The organism is Streptomyces sp. BJ20 (genome assembly GCF_022869105.1).
Lineage (GTDB): Bacteria > Actinomycetota > Actinomycetes > Streptomycetales > Streptomycetaceae > Streptomyces > Streptomyces griseoincarnatus.
Genome location: NZ_CP094918.1, coordinates 3,569,927 through 3,587,671 on the forward strand (window position 1 = coordinate 3,569,927; position 17,745 = coordinate 3,587,671).

At 73.5% G+C, this 17,745-nt stretch carries 8 protein-coding genes; 7 read left to right on the forward strand and 1 reads right to left on the reverse strand.

The window, feature by feature from the left end; all coding sequences use genetic code 11:
- The first annotated feature begins 3 nt into the window (after nucleotides 1-3).
- The gene (locus MTR79_RS16180; protein WP_244790863.1) at nucleotides 4-3,822 is read left to right on the forward strand and encodes a non-ribosomal peptide synthetase; all 3,819 of its coding nucleotides are present in this window, start codon (nucleotides 4-6) and stop codon (nucleotides 3,820-3,822) included.
- Between the two features lie 64 nt (nucleotides 3,823-3,886).
- Nucleotides 3,887-4,621: an alpha/beta fold hydrolase gene (locus tag MTR79_RS16185; RefSeq protein ID WP_244790865.1), complete on the forward strand. Its 735-nt coding sequence runs from the start codon at nucleotides 3,887-3,889 to the stop codon at nucleotides 4,619-4,621.
- 171 nt (nucleotides 4,622-4,792) lie between these two features.
- On the opposite strand, the gene MTR79_RS16190 is transcribed toward MTR79_RS16185, so the two are convergent.
- A complete protein-coding gene (locus MTR79_RS16190) occupies nucleotides 4,793-6,310 on the reverse strand; it encodes an FAD-dependent monooxygenase (protein WP_348538699.1) in 1,518 nt (505 codons plus the stop codon).
- Between the two features lie 328 nt (nucleotides 6,311-6,638).
- Here MTR79_RS16190 and MTR79_RS16195 point away from each other — a divergent pair, with 328 nt between their 5' ends.
- The 5 genes from MTR79_RS16195 (at nucleotide 6,639) to MTR79_RS16215 (ending at nucleotide 17,745) form a co-directional block, all read left to right on the forward strand.
- Nucleotides 6,639-6,953 (forward strand): phosphopantetheine-binding protein, encoded by a 315-nt coding sequence (locus MTR79_RS16195; RefSeq protein ID WP_189366376.1) that lies wholly within the window; start codon nucleotides 6,639-6,641, stop codon nucleotides 6,951-6,953.
- The gene (locus MTR79_RS16200) at nucleotides 6,950-8,200 is read left to right on the forward strand and encodes a cytochrome P450 (protein ID WP_189366375.1); all 1,251 of its coding nucleotides are present in this window, start codon (nucleotides 6,950-6,952) and stop codon (nucleotides 8,198-8,200) included. The genes MTR79_RS16195 and MTR79_RS16200 overlap by 4 nt, the downstream gene beginning before the upstream one ends.
- Complete coding sequence (locus tag MTR79_RS16205) at nucleotides 8,197-8,937, forward strand: alpha/beta fold hydrolase (RefSeq protein WP_244790867.1); 741 nt, start codon at nucleotides 8,197-8,199, stop codon at nucleotides 8,935-8,937. The genes MTR79_RS16200 and MTR79_RS16205 overlap by 4 nt, the downstream gene beginning before the upstream one ends.
- Nucleotides 8,938-8,990: 53 nt before the next feature.
- Complete coding sequence (locus MTR79_RS16210) at nucleotides 8,991-12,131, forward strand: type I polyketide synthase (protein ID WP_244790869.1); 3,141 nt, start codon at nucleotides 8,991-8,993, stop codon at nucleotides 12,129-12,131.
- Nucleotides 12,132-12,201: 70 nt separating this feature from the next.
- Entirely contained in the window at nucleotides 12,202-17,745 is a 5,544-nt protein-coding gene (locus MTR79_RS16215) for a type I polyketide synthase (protein ID WP_244790871.1), read from the forward strand.

Consider the following 17,745-nt stretch of genomic DNA (forward strand, 5'->3'; position numbering starts at 1 on the left):
GCAATGATTCCGCTGTCGTATGTGCAACGCCGCTACTGGTTCCTGCACCAACTGGACGGTGAGGAGACCTGGAACATGTCGTCGGCCCTGCGGCTGACCGGGGCACTGGACGAGGCCGCCCTCGTCGCGGCGATCCGCGACGTGGTCGAGCGGCACGAGAGCCTGCGCACCACGTACGTGGTGGACGACAACGGCCGGCCCTCCCAGCGGATCCTGCCGATGGCGGACGCGCTGGCGCAGCTGAAGGTGCCGGTGGTCGAAACGGCATCCGAACGCGTCTCCAGCGTGGTCGACGAAGTCGTCGCGCACGGATTCGACCTGGCGGCCGAGATTCCCTTCCGGGCGCACCTGCTGCGCTGCTCGCCCGAGGAGCACGTCCTCGTCCTGGTCATTCACCACATCGCCACGGACGGCAGCTCCTCCGGGCCGATGGCCCGGGACCTCGCCGAGGCGTACGGCGCCCGCCGGGCCGGCCGCGCACCCGGGTGGGAGCCGTTGCCGGTGCAGTACAAGGACTACACGATGTGGCAGCGGGAGGTGCTCGGCGACCTGGCGGACCCGGAGAGTCTCGGCGCGGCGCAGCTCGAGTACTGGCGCAAGGAACTGGCCGGGGTGCCGCAGCCGCTGAAGCTGCCGCTGGACCGCCCGCGGACCGCGGAGTTCTCGACGGACGGCGACACGGTCGGCTTCGCCGTGCGGCCGGAGGTGACGGCCGGCCTCGAGAAGCTGGCCGCCGAGCGCTCGATGACCATGTCGATGGTCGTGCAGACCGCCCTGGCGGTGCTGCTGTCCAAGCTCGGCGGCGGGGACGATCTGCCGATCGGCAGCCCGATCGCCGGACGGACCGACGAAGCGCTGGCCGACCTGATCGGGTGCTTCGTCAACAACCTGGTGCTGCGCGTGGACCTCTCCGGTGACCCGTCGTTCACCGACCTGCTCACGCAGGTGCGCGGCAAGGCGCTGGCGGCCTACGAGCACCAGGACGCGCCGTTCGACGTACTGGTCGAGTCGATCAACCCGGACCGCTCCGCGGCGTACCGGCCGCTGTTCCAGGTGATGTGCGGCTGGCAGAACTTCGCGAAGCCGGTCCTCGACTTCCCCGGCCTCGACGTGGAGTTCCAGCAGGCTCTCACCACGAAGACCATGGTCGACCTCTTCTTCAGCATGTCCACGGACGACTCGGGGGCGCTGTACGGCGACATCCAGTACGCCACCGGGCTCTTCGACCGGGAGACGGTCGAGGCGATGGCCGCGCGGTTCGCGCGGGTGATGGAGCAGATGGTCGCCGACGCGGACATGCGCGTCGGGGATGTCGACGTGCTGACCGCCGAGGAGCGGGAGCGGCTGCTGGTGGAGGTCAACGACACCGCCGAGCCGACCCTGGAGCAGGGCCTCGTGGAGGCGGTACGCGGGCAGGTGCGGGCGACACCGGAGGCACTCGCCCTCATCGGCGAGGACGAGTCGCTCACCTACCAGGAGCTCGACGCCCGGTCGGACAAGCTGGCGCACTGGCTGGTCGACCGCGGTGTACGGGCCGAGTCGCTGGTCGCCGTGTGTCTGCCCCGGTCCGTGGATCTCGTGGTGGCGCTGCTGGCCGTGCTCAAGTCCGGCGGAGCCTACGTCCCGATCGATCCGGACTACCCGCAGTCCCGCATCGACTACGTCCTTCAGCACTCGGACCCGGTCCTGGTGCTCGACTCCGAAACACTGGCCGGGGCGGACGGCTCGGGGTACCCGGACTCCGGACCCGAGGTGGCCGTCCGGCCGGACAACGCCGCGTACGTGATCTACACGTCGGGGTCGACGGGGACCCCGAAGGGGGTGTCGGTCTCGCGGGGCGCGCTGGCGAACTACCTCGCCACGACGCGGCGGCGGTTCCCTCTGTCGTCCGCGGACCGGATGCTGTTCGCCACGACGGTGTCGTTCGACATCGCGGGTACCGAGCTGTACCTGCCGCTGCTCTCCGGGGCGGCCATGGTGGTGGCGGGGAAGGACACCGTCACCGACGCGTCGGCCGTGGCGGCCCTGCTGCGCCGCCACGAGGTCACCGCGGTGCAGGCCACGCCCGCTTTCTGGCAGATGCTGCTGACGGGCTCGCCGGACGCCGCGGAAGGGCTGCGGATCATGGTCGGCGGGGAGGCTCTGCCGGCCCGGCTGGCCGAGACGCTGGCGGCCCGGGCCGCCGAAGTCGGCAACTGGTACGGCCCGACCGAGACGACGATCTGGTCCACCACGGCACCCGTGCGGGCCGGCGAGGGCGCGCCGCCCATCGGGACGCCGATCGGGAACACCCAGGTGTACGTGCTCGACTCGCGACTGCGCCCGGTCCCGCACGGGGTGGAGGGCGACCTCTACATCGCCGGCGACGGGCTGGCCCGGGGATACCAGGGCCGGCCGGAGCTGACCGCGGAGCGCTTCGTGGCCTGCCCGTTCGGCCCCGCCGGTGCGCGGATGTACCGCACCGGGGACCTGGTGCGGTGGGACAGGGACGGTCGGCTGGTGTACATCGCGCGCAGCGACTTCCAGGTGAAGGTCCGGGGCTTCCGGATCGAGCTGGGCGAGATCGAGAGCGTACTGGCCGGACACCCCGCGGTGGCGCAGACGGCGGTCGTGGTACGCGAGGACCAGGAGGGCGACAAGCACATCGTGGGGTACGTGGTGCCCGCCTCCGATGCCGCGGCGGCCGAGGACGGCCGGCTGCCGGCCGAGCTGTCCGAGTACCTGCGCGGGCGCCTGCCGGACTACATGGCGCCTTCCGCGCTGGTCTTGCTGCCGGAGATCCCTCTGACCCCGAACGGCAAGCTCGACCGGCGAGCACTGCCGTCGCCGGACATGAACACCACCGGCGGCCAGGCGCCGCGCAACTCCCACGAAGAGAAACTGTGCGCCATCTTCGGAGAGTTGCTCGGCCTGGAAAAGGTGGGCATCGACGAGGACTTCTTCGCGCTCGGCGGTCACTCGCTCCTGGCCACCCGCCTCGGCGCACGCATCCGCACCGAGTTCGGCGTCACCATGCCCCTCAGGACGATCATCAAGTACCCCAGGGCGGGCGAGCTGGCCGCGCTGCTGCTCACCGGCAGCATCCCCGAGGGCCAGGCCGATCCGTTCGGGGTCGTCCTGCCGGTGAACAACGTCACCGACACGGACAAGCCGCCGGTGTGGTTCTTCCACGGAGGGGGCGGGCTGGGCTGGGCGTACTTCAGCTTCGCGACGCACGTGCAGGACCGGCCGGCCTACGCCCTGCAGGCCCGCGGCTTCGACGGCACCGAATCGCCGGCGGCGTCGGTGGAGGAGATGGTGGAGGACTACGTCACCCAGATCCTCGCAATTCAGCCGGAAGGGCCCTACCACCTGATCGGCTGGTCCTACGGCGGCACGATCGGGCACGCCGTCGCCGACGTGCTCGACCGGCGCGGGCACGAGGTCGCCCTGATGGCCATCCTGGACTCCCACCCGGGCGGGCACGGATTCACGGAGATGCACGCCGGTAAGAAGCTGTCGGACTACCGGGAGGAACTGGAGGAGTTCTTCGGTTACTACATCAACACCGACAACCAGGACGAACTGCTGGACAACATGTCGAAGGTCCTGGCCAACGACATGTCCATCATGATGAAGTACGAATCGCCGGTCTACCGCGGCGACGTGCTGTTCTTCAGCGCCACCCTCAAGGACGAGATGTACGACCACATGTGGCGGCCCTACGTCCTCGGTGACCTGGAGGTGCACGACGTGCACGCCACGCACCACGAGATGAATCTGCCCGCGCCGGTGGCCGAGGTCTTCGAGGTCGTCAACCGCAAGCTGGCGGAGCCGGCATGACCGGCCGGCGCCTTCCCGGAGCCGGATCGGCGGACCGTCACAGTGAGGACGGGGGTTGGTCCCGATGAGCGCACCCGGTACGTCCACACCAGGCCAGGAGCGGACCACGCTGCTGTGCGTGCCGTTCGCCGGCGCGGGTCCGTCCTTCTTCCACCCGTGGCAGCAGCTGGCGGGGGACCGGTGGCGGGTGACGTCGGTCGAACTGCCCGGCAGGGAGCGGCGGTTCCTGGACCCGCCGTACCGCAACGTCGTCGAGGCGGCCAAGGGCGAGATCGACGCCGTCGCCGCGGACCTCGGCGAGGGAGCGCGGACCGTGCTGTTCGGGCACAGCCTGGGCGCGGTCCTCGCCTACGAGCTGACACACCTGCTGGGCGCGCGCGGCGTGCACGTCGAGCGGCTGGTCGTCAGCGGCTCGCCCGGGCCGTGGACGCAGCGCGAGCGGCGTGCGGCGGGGCTGGAGGGCGACGAGTTCCTCGCCCGGGTCGAGGAGTTCGCCGGGTTCCGGCACGAGGCCCTCGACCACCCGGAGATGCGGGAACTGATCCTGCCCACCCTCCAGGCAGACTGCGAGATGCACGAGGCGTACGTCCCGAGCACCGACGTACCGGTGCCGGTGCCGGTCACCTCGCTGCGCGGCGACCGGGACGGCCTGGTCACCGCGGAGGAGGCCCGGCAGTGGCGGGACGCGACCACGGCAGGTTTCGGCTACGCCGAGTTCCCGGGCGACCACATGTACCTGGTCGATCTCGGCCGTGAGGTGCTCGACGTGATCGAGGCGGAGTCCGCCCGCGGGCGCTGACGGGCACCTCCCTCCTCTCCCGCGCCGCCCCGGCGACCCACCGGTCGCCGGGGCGGCGCCGCGCTGTCCGCCGGCACCTCGGGCTGACGCCGGAGTGCGTCGCCCCCGGGTACGGCGAAAGCCGCCGGGACCACGATGTGGTCCCGGCGGCCGGTTGTCAGGAGTGCCCGGTCAGCCGTGGGCGGCCGGCCCGCACCAGGTGGTGAGGGCGGTCCGCAGCGCGTCGCCGCCGCCCGCGCCGCCCTCGTCGGCCGCCCAGGCGACATGGCCGTCGGGACGGATCAGCAGCGCGGCCGGAGCGGCGACCTCCCCGATGACCGGGACGGTCCAGTGGTCGTCCTCGCCGCGCGCCTCCACCAGGTCCACGCGGCCGGCCCAGCCGCCGGCGACCGCCGCCACCTCCGGGCTGCCGTGCAGGTCCAACAGGACGGGGCGGCCGGCGTGCAGCAACTCGTGCACGCCGATGACCCCCTCGGCCGTCTTCAGGTCGGCGTCGGGGACCCGGCGTCCCTCCAGCGGATGGTCGCCGTCGACCGGATACCGGATGTCCAGCGCGTTCAGCAGGTGACGCAAGTACCGGTTGACGTCGTCGGACACCATGAGCGAGCCGAACACCTCGCGCAGCGCGTCCGTCTGCGGGCCGGGCCGCACCAGGGCCGACTGCGCCCGCGTGTTGTGCAGCACGCGCGCCGCGACCGGATGGCGCTCGGCGTGATAGGTGTCCAGCAGGCTCTGAGGCGCCCGGCCGCGCACCACCGAGGCGAGCTTCCAGCCGAGATTGACCGCGTCCTGCACGCCCATGTTCAGGCCCTGCCCGCCGGCCGGGAAGTGGATGTGGGCCGCGTCGCCCGCGAGCAGCACCCGGCCCCTGCGGTACTCGGCGGCCTGCCGCGCGGCGTCGCTGAACCGGGACACCCACCGGGGGTTGCGCATCCCGAAGTCGGTCCCCGCCACCCGCACCAGGGATGCGCGGAGCTGCTCGAACGTCACGGCGTCGTCGCGGCCCGCGACCCGGTCGAACTCGGAGGTGATCACCCGGAACCAGCCCGGCTCGAAGGCGATCGCCGAGTAGTCGCCGGCCGGGGTGCGCCGCACCCACACGTAGTCCTCGGTGAGCTCCGGGAGTTCCACGTCGCCGATCAGCGCGGTCATCGTCGCCTCGGTGCCGGGGAAGTCGATGCCCGCCAGCTTGCGCACCGTACTGCGCCCGCCGTCGCAACCCACCAGGTAGCGGGCGCGCAGCGTCGCGGGCCCGGCCTTCGGCCTGTCCAGCTCGACCGTCACGCCGTGCTCGTCCTGGCGCAGACCGCTGACCCCGGCCGACCTGAGCACCCGCACGCCGAGTTCGGCGGCCCACTCCTCCAACAGCCGCTCGATGGCGGACTGGAGGATCATCAGCGGGTAGGGATGCCGGGACTCGGACTCGTCGAACTCCAGGTACAGGCCCGCGAAGTGGCCCACCGGCTGCAGCTCGCCCTCCGCCAGGAAGCGGTCCAGGATCCCGCGCTGGTCCAGCACCTCCAGGGTGCGGGAGTGGATCCCGCCGGCCCGGGACTCGCCCGTGGGCCCGGCGAGGCGCTCGGCCACCACCACGTCGACGCCGGCCAGCCGCAGCTCACAGGCGAGCATCAGACCGGTCGGCCCGGCGCCCGCGACCACCACGTCCGCGTCCATGCCGGTGTGTTCCACGTCGTTGCCCCCTTGTTTCCAGTGCTGCTCCACTGAAATTCCAGTGCCGCTTCACCGAGCCTGTGCCGGCGTCGGGCCATTTCCCCGTTGCGTGAAAAGCGAGCCGATTTCCCGCTTCCCCTGTCCCGCCGGCGGGACGGCTGTCCGGGGAGCGGATGTTCCGGAAGTGTCAGCGTGCGGGCGTACCGGTGCGCTCTCAACCCCACCGGCCGGCGGGTGCCGCACACCGCCGGCAGCGGTGTGCGGAAAGGCGGACGCACGCGACACTCGATTCGGCCATTCGAAGAATGTGTCTCGCCGGCGGGACAGTGCGAAGGAAGGGCTGGAAATGGAATCCTCACCGCAGATGGTCCACGAGCGAGGTGGGCAGGAAGAGACGCCGCAGCCGCAGGCCGGGCCTTCGGGCGCGTCGGCGGCCCTGGCGCAGGAGATCGCCGAGCTGTGGGGGGAACACCTCGGCAGCCCCGGAGTGGGGCCGGAGGACGACTTCTTCGCGCTCGGCGGCAACTCGCTGGCCGGAATCAAGATCATCGAACGGGTGCTGCTGGACCACGGCGTCCGCCTGTCCGTGCGCGACTTCTACCTCGCGGGGACCCCCGCCAAGGTCGCCGAGCTGATCGAGCAGGGGAGGGCCGGGACGTGAGGCTCACGCCGGGTCCCGCGCGCGACGTCGACCTCGACACCCTCGACCTGTTCGACCTGGACCTCTACTCCACGGGCGACCCGCACCCGATCTGGGACGTGATGCGCGAGCGTGCGCCCCTGCACCACCAGGTCCTCCCCGACGGCCGGGAGTTCTGGTCGGTCACCCGCTACGAGGACGTCCGCCGGGTGCTCGGCGACCACCGGGAGTTCACCTCGGAACGCGGCACGGTGCCCACCCACCTCGGCACGGACGACGCCGCCGCCGGCGTCCTGATGACGTCCACCGACCCGCCCCGGCACACCGAGGTCCGCCGGCCGCTCAACGCCAAGCTCACCGCCCGGGCCGTACGGTCCTGGGAGGACAAGATCCGCGCGACGGTCCGCCGCTTCCTGCAACCGGCGCTCGACGGCGAGACCTTCGACCTGGCCGAGCAGGCACTGCTGCTCCCCGCGCTGGTCACCGGCCCGCTCCTCGGCATCCCCGAGAAGGACTGGGCGGAACTCGTCCAGCTCACCGCGATGGTCACCGCCCCCTGCGACCCGCACTTCCTGGTGGGCAGCGAGGCGGCGACCCTGGCCATCTCCCACCACGAACTCCTCAACTACGTCCGGGACTGGGCCACCACCCGGCGGGCGGACGGCGGCGAGGACGACAGCCTCCTGCACCACCTCATGAGCGTCCGCCCCGGAGGCGCCCCGCTGAGCGACGAGGAGATCGCCCTCGACGGCTACAGCATCCTCCTGGGCGCCAACGTCACGACCCCGCACACCGTCTCCGGCACCGTGCAGGCGCTCGTCGAACGGCCCGAGCAGTACGCCAAGGCCCAGGCCGACCCGACGCTGATCCCGGGCCTGGTCGAGGAAGGACTGCGCTGGACCTCGGCCGCCTGCAACTTCATGCGGTACGCGGTCGACGACGTCCAGATCGGCGGGGGCACCATCCCGGCCCGCGGGGCGGTCGTCGCCTGGATCGGCTCGGCCAACCGGGACGCGTCCGTCTTCCCCGACCCGCACACCTTCGACATCACGCGCGACGGCGCCAAGCGCCACGGCGCGTTCGGCTTCGGACCGCACTTCTGCATCGGGGCGCCCCTGGCCCGGATGACGCTGCGCATCTTCTTCGAGGAACTCCTCGACGGATGCGCGTCGATCGAGCTCGCCGGCGAACCGGAGCACCTGCGGTCGTACTTCATCGCCGGGATGACCCACCTCCCCGTCGCCGCGCAGAAACGGCACACGCCATGACCTCCGGTCCCACCACCGCCACCGCGTCGCCGTGGTTCGTGCGTCCGCCGTCCCCCGAGGCCACGGCCCGGCTCTTCTGCTTCCCCTTCTCCGGTTCCGGGGCGTCGGCCTTCAGCGCCTGGCCCGCCGCCCTCGACGACGTCGAGGTCTGCCCGGTGCAGTTCCCCGGCCGCGAGAACCGGCTCGCCCACCCCCACTACGGCACCTACGACAACCTCGCCGCCGACCTCACCGAAGCGCTCTCCCCCCTGCTGGAGAGGCCGTACGCGTTCTTCGGGCACTGCGCGGGCGCCCTGCCCGCCTACGAGACCGTGCTCCGGCTCACCGCCCTCGGGCTGCCCGCACCCGAGTGCCTCTTCGTGTCCGGCCAGCCCGCGCCGCACGACGCCTCGCGCGACCGGATGCTCACCATGACCGAGGACGAACTGCGCGCCGAGGTCGAGGCGTTCATCCGCGGCCGGGGCATCGAACCGCGGCCGGACATGGTCGAACTGGGCCTCATGGTGCTGCTGCGTGACCACGCCGCGGCGGGCGCCTACCGCAGACAGGAGCCGGCCCCGCTGCCGTGCCCCGTCGTCGTCCTGCACTGGCGGGACGACCCCGACGTCAGCCTCGACGACCTCCAGGGCTGGCTCGCGTACGCCGACTCCGTCGAGTTCCGCGTCCTCGACGGCGGCCACCACGACTTCATGGACGCGCCGGACGAACTGCTGAAGACCCTGACCCGCCGGTGGTGAGGAGCAGCGCAGCCCGTGAGAGCCGTACGCCGAGGGAACCGGAAGGACTTCACATGAGTGGCGCAGCCGCCGATATCGCTGTCATCGGGATGTCGTGCCGCTTCCCCGGGGTGCACGACCTGGACGCCTTCTGGCGCCTGCTGCTCGACGGGCGCTCGACCGTCGGCCGCTTCCCCGCGCACCGGGCGGCCGACACCCGCCGCACGTCTCCGCCCCACCCGGACGCCGACACGGTGAACGCGGGATCGTTCCTGGAGGCGATCGACGGGTTCGACGCGGAGTTCTTCGGCACGCCCCCCGCCGAGGCGGCCGCGATGGACCCCGTGCAGCGGCTGGGCCTGGAACTCGCCTGGGAGGCCGTCGAGGACGCCGGGCTCCCGGCGTCCACGCTCGCGGGCCGCGACATCGACGTCGTGGTCGGCGCCGCCCCTTCCGGGTACGACCTGCTGCGCAAGCTGTCCGGCAGCGACCAGGACGACCACTACGCCGCGCTCGGCTCGGCCGGCGCGCTGATCGCCAACCGCATCTCGAACCTCTTCGACGTCCGCGGCATGAGCCTGTGCGCCGACTCCGGCCAGTCCTCCTCCCTCGTCTCGCTCGCCCTGGCCTGCGACCGGATCCGCGCCGGCGCCGTCGACCTGGCGCTCGCCGGCGGCGTGCACCTCGTCACCGACCCGGAGTCGGGCCTCGGCCTCGCCAACCTCGGCGCCCTGTCACCCGCCGGCGACTGCTTCCCCTTCGACGAGCGGGCGGGCGGCTTCGTCCGCGGCGAGGGCGGGGCGTTCGTCCTGCTCAAGCGGCTCGACCTCGCCGTCGCCGACGGCGACCACGTCTACGCGGTGGTGCGCGGCTGGGGCGTCGGCAGCGGCGGCGCCTCCTCCCGGATGCCCGACCCCAGCCCCGCCGGACAGGCGGCGGCCGTACGGACCGCGCTGACGCGTTCGGCGGTCCCCTTCGACGGTGTCGACTACGTCGAGGCCCACGGCACCGGCACCCGGCTCGGCGACCCGGCGGAACTCGCCGGACTGCGCGAGGTGTTCCGGGAGACCGGCCGCGAGCGCCCCCTGACGGTCGGCTCGGTGAAGGCGAACGTCGGGCACCTGGAGCCGGCCGCCGGCATCACCGGCTTCGTGAAGACCGCGCTCTGCCTGGACCGCGCCCGACTGGTCCCGCAGGTGAACTTCCGGTCCCCGAACCCGGCCGTCCCCGACTTCGACGAGTACTTCGACGTGGTCCGCACCGCGCGGCCCTGGCCGGGCACGCCCGGGCGGCCCCGGCGGGCGGGCGTGACGTCGATCGGCATGGGCGGCACCAACGCGCACGTCATCCTCGAGCAGGCCCCCGGGACACCCGCCCGCGACGAACCCCCCGCCACGGACGAGAGCCGCGCCCTGACCGCCGTGCCCGGCGTGGTGCCGTGGGTGCTGTCGGCGCGCTCGGAGCCGGCGCTGCGGGAACAGGCGGCGCGGCTGCGGGACCTCGTAGCCGCCGACGCGTCCCTGTCGGCGGCCGACGTGGGGCACGCGCTGGTGTCGGCACGGTCGACGTTCGAACACCGGGCGGTGCTGCTGGGCGGGAGCCGTGACGAGGCACTGGCCAATCTCGCGGCACTGGCGGCGGGCGAGGAGCCGGCACGCGCGGTGCGCGGGACGGCCACGGCGCCCACCGGCCCGATCGTCTTCGTCTTCCCCGGCCAGGGCTCGCAGTGGCTCGGCATGGGCCGGCGGCTGTACGCCGAGTCGGACGTCTTCGCGCGCTCGGTCGACGCCTGTGTGCGCGCCCTTCAGCCGTGGCTGGACTGGTCCCTCCTGGACCTGATCACCGGCGCGGACACGGCGCCGTCGCTGGACGGCGGCGACAGCGTGGTGCAGCCGGCGCTGTTCGCGATGATGGTGTCCCTGGCCCGGGTCTGGGAGTCGCTGGGCGTGGTCCCCGACGCGGTGGTGGGCCACTCGCAGGGAGAGATCGCCGCGGCGTGCGCATCGGGCGCACTGTCCCTGCAGGACGCGGCGCGGGTCGTCGCCCTGCGCAGCCGGGCCCTGGCCGCGCTGGCCGGACAGGGCGGGATGAGCGCGGTGGCCGAACCCCTCGCCCGGGTCGAGGACCGGCTGCGGCAGTGGCCCGGGCGGCTCTCGGTCGCCACGGTCAACGGACCGGCCTCCGTGGTCGTCTCCGGGGACCTTGAAGCCCTGGACGCGTTCGCCGCGTCGGCGGCCGCCGACGGCGTGCGGGTACGGCGGCTCAAGGTCGCCTACGCCTCCCACTCCCACCAGGTCGAACGCATCCGCGACCAGGTGCTGGAGGCCACCTCGGGTGTCACGCCGCGGAAGACGGCGGTGGAGTTCCACTCCACGGTCACCGCGCAGCGGCTCGACACCCGCCTGCTCGGCGGCTCGTACTGGTACGACAACCTGCGCTCGACGGTGCGGTTCGGCGAGGTCGTCGAACGGCTGATGCGCGAGCGCGGCGGCGTGTACGTGGAGGTCAGCCCGCACCCCGTGCTCCGGGTGGCGATGGAGGAGACCGCCGACGCGCTGGCCGCCCCGCCGGTCGTCGCCGGCACCCTGCACCGGGACGACGGGAGCGCCGGCAACATCCTCACGTCGCTGGCCGAACTGCACGTGCGCGGGGCGCCGGTGGACTGGGAGCCGGTGTTCGCCGGGCACCGGCCGCGCCGGATCGGCCTGCCGACCTACCCGTTCCAGCGCCGGCGGTACTGGCTGACCGCACCCGGCGTCACACACCCGGACCCCGCCGCGCGGGCCGGCGGACCGGGCACGCCCACCGGGACGGCCCGCCCGGACACGGAGTCCTCGGTCCTCGACCTGGTGTGCGCCGAGACGGCGGCCCTGCTGAGCGTGAAGGACCCGGACGTGACGGGCCCCGCTCTGGTGGCGCGGTCGGCCGAGACCTTCAAGGACCTGGGCTTCGACTCCTCGTCGGCCGTGGCACTGCGCAACCGGCTCACCGCGGCGACCGGGGTGCGCCTGCCGGCCACCGTCGCGTTCACCTATCCCAGCCCGCGCGCGCTCGCCGCCCGCGTCTTCGCCCTCCTCGCACCGCAGGAGCCCCGGACGTCTGAGGCGCCTGAGACATCCGAGGTGCCCGAGACCGTTGAGGCCGCGGAGGCGCGTGATGCGTCCGAGGCGCCCGACGACGATCTGTACGCACTGATCGACCGCGGATACGTGTAACCGCGCCTGCTCTTCTGCATCACCCTGAATTGCCCTGAAGCACCCTGAATCACCCTTGGGGGAGGCCCTGGTGGAGGACGTCGACAAGCTCCGTTCCTACCTGCGACGCGCCGTAGGCGACGCGCAGCGGCTGCGGGAGCGGGTCCGCGAGCTGGAGGAGTCCGCCCGCGAGCCCATCGCGGTCGTGGGCGCCGGGTGCCGCTTCCCCGGTGGGGCGACGACCCCCGAAGGGCTCTGGTCGGTCGTGTCCGGCGAGGTGGACGCCATCGGCGGCTTCCCGTCGGACCGCGGGTGGGACCTGGAGGCGCTGTACTCCCCGGACCCGGAGACGCCCGGGACGACCTACACCCGCTCGGGCGGGTTCCTGTACGACCTGCCGGAGTTCGACGCGCCGTTCTTCGGCATCAGCCCGCGCGAGGCGCTGGCGATGGACCCGCAGCAGCGGCTGGTGCTGGAGACGTCGTGGGAGGCCCTGGAGCGGGCGGGCATCGACCCGGCCGCGCTGCGGGGGTCGGCCACCGGCGTGTTCACCGGGCTCTACGGCGTCGACTACGGCCCCCGCACGGGCGGCGGCGCGGGCGGCGAGGTGGAGGGCTTCGCGGCCACCGGCACGTACACCAGCGTGGCCTCGGGCCGGGTGGCGTACACGCTGGGTCTGCACGGCCCGGCGGTGTCCACCGACACCGCGTGCTCGTCGTCGCTGGTCGCCGTCCACCAGGCCATGCGGTCCCTGCGGTCCGGGGAGTGCACGCTGGCGCTGGCCGGCGGAGTGTCGACGCTGTCCACGCCCGGTCTGCTCGTGGAACTGGGCCGGCAGCGGGGCCTGTCGGCCGACGGACGGTGCCGGGCGTTCGCCGACGCCGCCGACGGCACCGGCTTCTCCGAGGGCGCCGGGATGCTGGTCCTGGAGCGCCTGTCGGACGCCCGTCGCAACGGACGCCGGATCCTGGCGGTCATCCGCGGTTCGGCCGTCAACCAGGACGGCGCGTCCAACGGCCTCACCGCGCCGAACGAACTGGCGCAGCGCGGGGTGATCCGGGCGGCCCTGGCCGACGCCGGACTCCAGGCGGCCGACGTGGACGTGGTGGAGGCCCACGGCACCGGCACCAGGCTGGGCGACCCGATGGAGGCCGAGGCGCTGCTGGCCACCTACGGGCAGGACCGGGACGCGGACAAGCCGCTGTGGCTGGGTTCGCTGAAGTCGAACATCGGTCACACGCAGGCCGCCGCGGGGGTCGGCGGCATCATCAAGATGATCATGGCGATGCGGCACGGTGTCCTGCCCCGCACGCTGCACGTGGACCGCCCCTCCACCCACGTGGACTGGACGGCCGGCGCGGTCGAGCTGCTGACCGAGGCCAGACAGTGGCCCGGCACACCGGAGCGCCCCCGCCGGGCCGGCGTCTCCGGCTTCGGCATCAGCGGCACCAACGCCCACCTCATCCTGGAGCAGGCCCCCGAGCCCGCCGAGCAGGAGCCCGCCGACGCCGCCGGTCCGGTGCCGTGGGTGCTGTCGGCGCGCTCACAGCCGGCGCTGCGGGAACAGGCGGCGCGGCTGCGGGACCTCGTCGCCGCCGACCCGTCGCTGTCGGCGGCCGACGTGGGACGTTCGCTGGTGACGACCCGCTCGCTGTTCGAGCACCGCCAGGTCGTGCTCGGCACCGGCCGGGACGACCTGCTCGCCACCCTGTCCGCCGTCGCCGCCGGCGACGAGAACGGCGCGGTCCGCGCGCTCGCCGGTCCGGTCGGCCGCACCGTGTTCGTCTTCCCCGGCCAGGGCTCGCAGTGGGCCGGCATGGGGCGCGAACTGTGGGAGTCCTCCCCGGTGTTCGCCCGGCGGATGCGGGAGTGCGCCGACGCGCTGGCACCGTACGTGGACTGGTCCCTGCCCGACGTGCTCGGCGACGCCGGGGCACTCGAGCGCGTCGACGTCGTCCAGCCCGCGCTGTGGGCGGTGATGGTGTCGCTGGCCGAGCTGTGGCGCTCCTACGGCGTGGAGCCCGAGGCCGTCGTCGGCCACTCGCAGGGGGAGATCGCCGCCGCCTGTGTCGCCGGCGCCCTGTCCGTCGAGGACGCCGCGAAGGTGGTGGCGCTGCGGTCGAAGACGATTCTGGCGCTGTCGGGACGCGGCGGCATGGTGTCGGTCGCGCTGCCCGCCGAGGAGGTCGCGGAGCGTCTCACGGACGGCCTGTCGATCGCGACGGTCAACGGACCCTCGTCCGTGGTGGTCTCGGGCGACGTCGCCGAACTCGACGCGCTGCTCGCCGCCTGCGAGAAGGACGACGTCCGGGCCCGCAAGGTCCCGGTGGACTACGCCTCGCACTCGGCGCACGTGGAGACGATCCACGAGGAACTGGGGCGCGTGCTGACAGGACTGCGGCCGCGCCCGGCGAAGGTGCCGTTCTTCTCCACGGTGACGGCCGACTGGCTGGACACGACGACGCTCGACGCCGAGTACTGGTACACCAACCTGCGCCGCACGGTCCGCTTCGAGGAGGCGGTCAGGTCCCTGGCCGCACAGGGCTTCGGGTGCTTCGTCGAGGCGTCCCCCCACCCCGTCCTGACCGTCGGTGTGGAGCAGACTCTGGACAGCGCGGGCGCCGAGGCCGTCGTCACGGGCACCCTGCGCCGCACCGAGGGCGGCCTCGCCCGCTTCCACCGCTCGGCGGCCGAGGCCTTCACGGCGGGCGTCGCGGTGTCGTGGGAGGCGGCCTTCCCGGGCACCGGCGGCCGGTTCGTCGACCTGCCCACGTACGCCTTCCAGCGGCAGCGCTACTGGATGGACGCACCCGCCGAGACCACCGCCGCCGGCACGTCGGACCACCCGCTGCTCGACGCCGTGATCGACCTGCCCGACGACGCGGAGCACGGCGGGATCGTGGGCAGCGGACGCCTGTCGGCGGAGCGCCACCCCTGGCTCGCCGACCACGTCGTCCACGGCGCCGTCCTGGTACCGGCGGCGGTGCCGGCGGAGCTGGCGGTGTGGGCGGCGCACAAGGCGGGCTGCGACACCGTCGACGAACTGACCCTGGAGACCCCGCTGGTGCTGTCCCGGACGGCCGACCGCGAGATCCGCGTCGTCGTGGACGCCCGGCGCAGGATCAGCGTGCACTCGCGCGGCGAGGGCGACACCGGATGGACGCGCAACGCCGTCGGCGTCGCCGGAACCGGCGGCCCGGACACCGGCGAGGAGGAGAGCCTCGCCGCGTGGCCTCCCACGGGCGCGGTCGGCGTCCCCTTCGAGGACGAGTACGCCAGGCTGTCCGCCCTCGGATTCACCCACGGACCCCTGCTGCGCGGCCTCAAGCAGGTCTGGCGCCGCGACGACGTCCTGTACGCGGAGGTGGAACTGCCCATGTCCGACGGCGCCGACCACGGCGCGTTCCGGATCCACCCGGCCCTGCTCCACGCCGCGCTGCTCCCGCTCGGCCTCGGGCAGATCGTCGACGGTGACCGGCCCGAGGGCTGGCTGCCGTACCGCTGCACGGGTCTGCGCGTCGGCTCCACCGGGCCGGCCGCGCTGCGCGTGCGCCTCGCGCCCGCCGGGCAGAACGCCCTGTCCCTCACCCTCGCCGACCGCAACGGCACCCCGGTCGGCGGTGTCGCGTCGCTGACCCTGGCGCCCGCCGACGTCGCGCGGCTGACCGAGCTGGGCTTCGACCGCCAGGACTCCCTGTTCCGGCTGGACTGGGTCCCCGTCCCGGTCCCGTCCGGCGGGGACGGCAGCCCGTACGCGGTGCTGGGCGAGGGCACCTTGGGCGCTCCCCTCGGGGAGCCCGGCACGGTCGCCGCGGCCCTGGGCCGGGAGGCGGCGGTCTTCACCGGCCTCGCGGAACTCGCCGCGTCCGGCGGGGAGACACCCCCCCTCGTCATCGCCGCCCTCGACGGGGCCGGCGCGGACGGCGACGACACGCCCGCCGCCGTCGAGCAGACCCTCCACCGCGTGCTGCGCTGGACGCGGGAGTGGCTCACCGAGGACCGGTTCTCCCAGGCGCGCCTGGTCGTCGTGACGCGGGACGCGGTCCACGACGGCCGGCACCCCCGCACCGACCCGGCGGCGGCCGCCGTCTGGGGATTCGTGCGCACCGCGCAGACCGAGAACCCCGGCCGCTTCACCCTCGTGGACACCGACGGAGTGCCCGCCTCCCTGGCCCGCGTGGCGGCCGCGGCCGCCACCGGTGAGGCCCAGCTCAAGATCCGCGACGGCCAGGTCAGCGTCCCGCACCTGGTCCACGCCCCCGACCCCGCCCCGGCCCCGGGCCACGACGCCGACGGCACGCCGTCCGCGCTCGGCACCGGCACGGTCCTGATCACCGGCGGCACCGGCGGCCTGGGCGCCAAGCTGGCACGGCACCTCGTCGCCCGGCACGGCACACGCCGGCTGCTGCTCACCAGCCGGCGCGGACCGGCGGCCCCGGAAGCGGCGGCGCTGCGGGACGAACTCACCGACGCCGGCGCCCACGTCGACGTCGTCGCCTGCGACGTCACCAGCCGTGACTCCGTCGCCGCACTGATCGGCGCCGTCCCGGCCGAGCACCCGCTCACCGCGGTGATCCACTGCGCGGGCGTACTCGACGACGGCGTCGTCCAGACGCTCACCGAGGACCGCGTGAACCTGGTCCTCGCGCCGAAGGTCCGCGGCGCCTGGCACCTGCACGAGCTGACCGCGCACCTCGACCTGTCCGCGTTCGTGCTGTTCTCCTCCGTCGCGAGCGTGCTCGGCACGGCCGGACAGGCCAACTACGCGGCGGCCAACGCCTTCCTCGACGGCCTCGCCGAGACCCGCCGCGCCGCCGGACTCGCGGCCACCGCGCTGTGCTGGGGCTTTTGGGCCGAACGCAGCGAGATGGTCGCCGGCCTCGTCGACACGGACCTCGCCCGCCTGCGCCGCCAGGGCGTACTGCCGATGTCGTCGCAGGAGGGACTGGCCCTCTTCGACGCGGCGCTCACCCTGGACGAACCGGTGCTCGTGCCCGCCCGGCTGAGCCTGCCGGCGTCCGACGCGGCGTCGCCGCTCCTGCGCGGCCTGTCCGGCGCGCCGGGCGCACCCGGCGGCCCCGCGGACCCGAACGCCGCCGCCGGCCCACTCGCCCAGCGGCTGGTGTCCCTGCCGCCCCACGAGGCCCGGGCGGCGCTGCTCACCGCCGTCCGCGAGCAGACCGCCCTCGTCCTCGGCCACCCCGACACCGGGCGGATCAGCCCCACCGCCGCCTTCAGGCAACTGGGCATCGACTCGCTCACCGCGCTGGAGCTGCGCAACAAGCTGGTGTCGGTGACCGGCCTGAAGCTGCCCACCACCCTCGTCTTCGATCACCCCACCCCGAGCGCCCTCGCAGGGTTCCTGAGCGAGAGCCTCGCCCCCGGCCCGGCGGCCGGCCCCCCGTCACCGGCCGGCCTCCTGGCCAAGGAGATCGAAGGACTGGGCGCCCGTCTGGAGGACGCGTTCCTCGACCTGGAGGGCGCGGACCAGGCGGCCATCTCCACGCTGCTCGGCGAACTGCAGGGACGGGTCCGCTCGATGGCGAGCGCCGCGGCACCGGCCGGCATCGCCGACCAGATCACCTCGGCATCGGCGGGCGAGCTTCTCGCGCTGCTGGACCAAGAGCTCGGCTAG

Bases quoted from the DNA above. Each gene is read 5' to 3' on its own strand.
- MTR79_RS16180 (WP_244790863.1), top strand. From the start codon at position 4: ATGATTCCGCTGTCGTATGTGCAACGCCGCTACTGGTTCCTGCACCAA.
- MTR79_RS16185 (WP_244790865.1), top strand. From the start codon at position 3,887: ATGAGCGCACCCGGTACGTCCACACCAGGCCAGGAGCGGACCACGCTG.
- MTR79_RS16195 (WP_189366376.1), top strand. From the start codon at position 6,639: ATGGAATCCTCACCGCAGATGGTCCACGAGCGAGGTGGGCAGGAAGAG.
- MTR79_RS16205 (WP_244790867.1), top strand. From the start codon at position 8,197: ATGACCTCCGGTCCCACCACCGCCACCGCGTCGCCGTGGTTCGTGCGT.
- MTR79_RS16210 (WP_244790869.1), top strand. From the start codon at position 8,991: ATGAGTGGCGCAGCCGCCGATATCGCTGTCATCGGGATGTCGTGCCGC.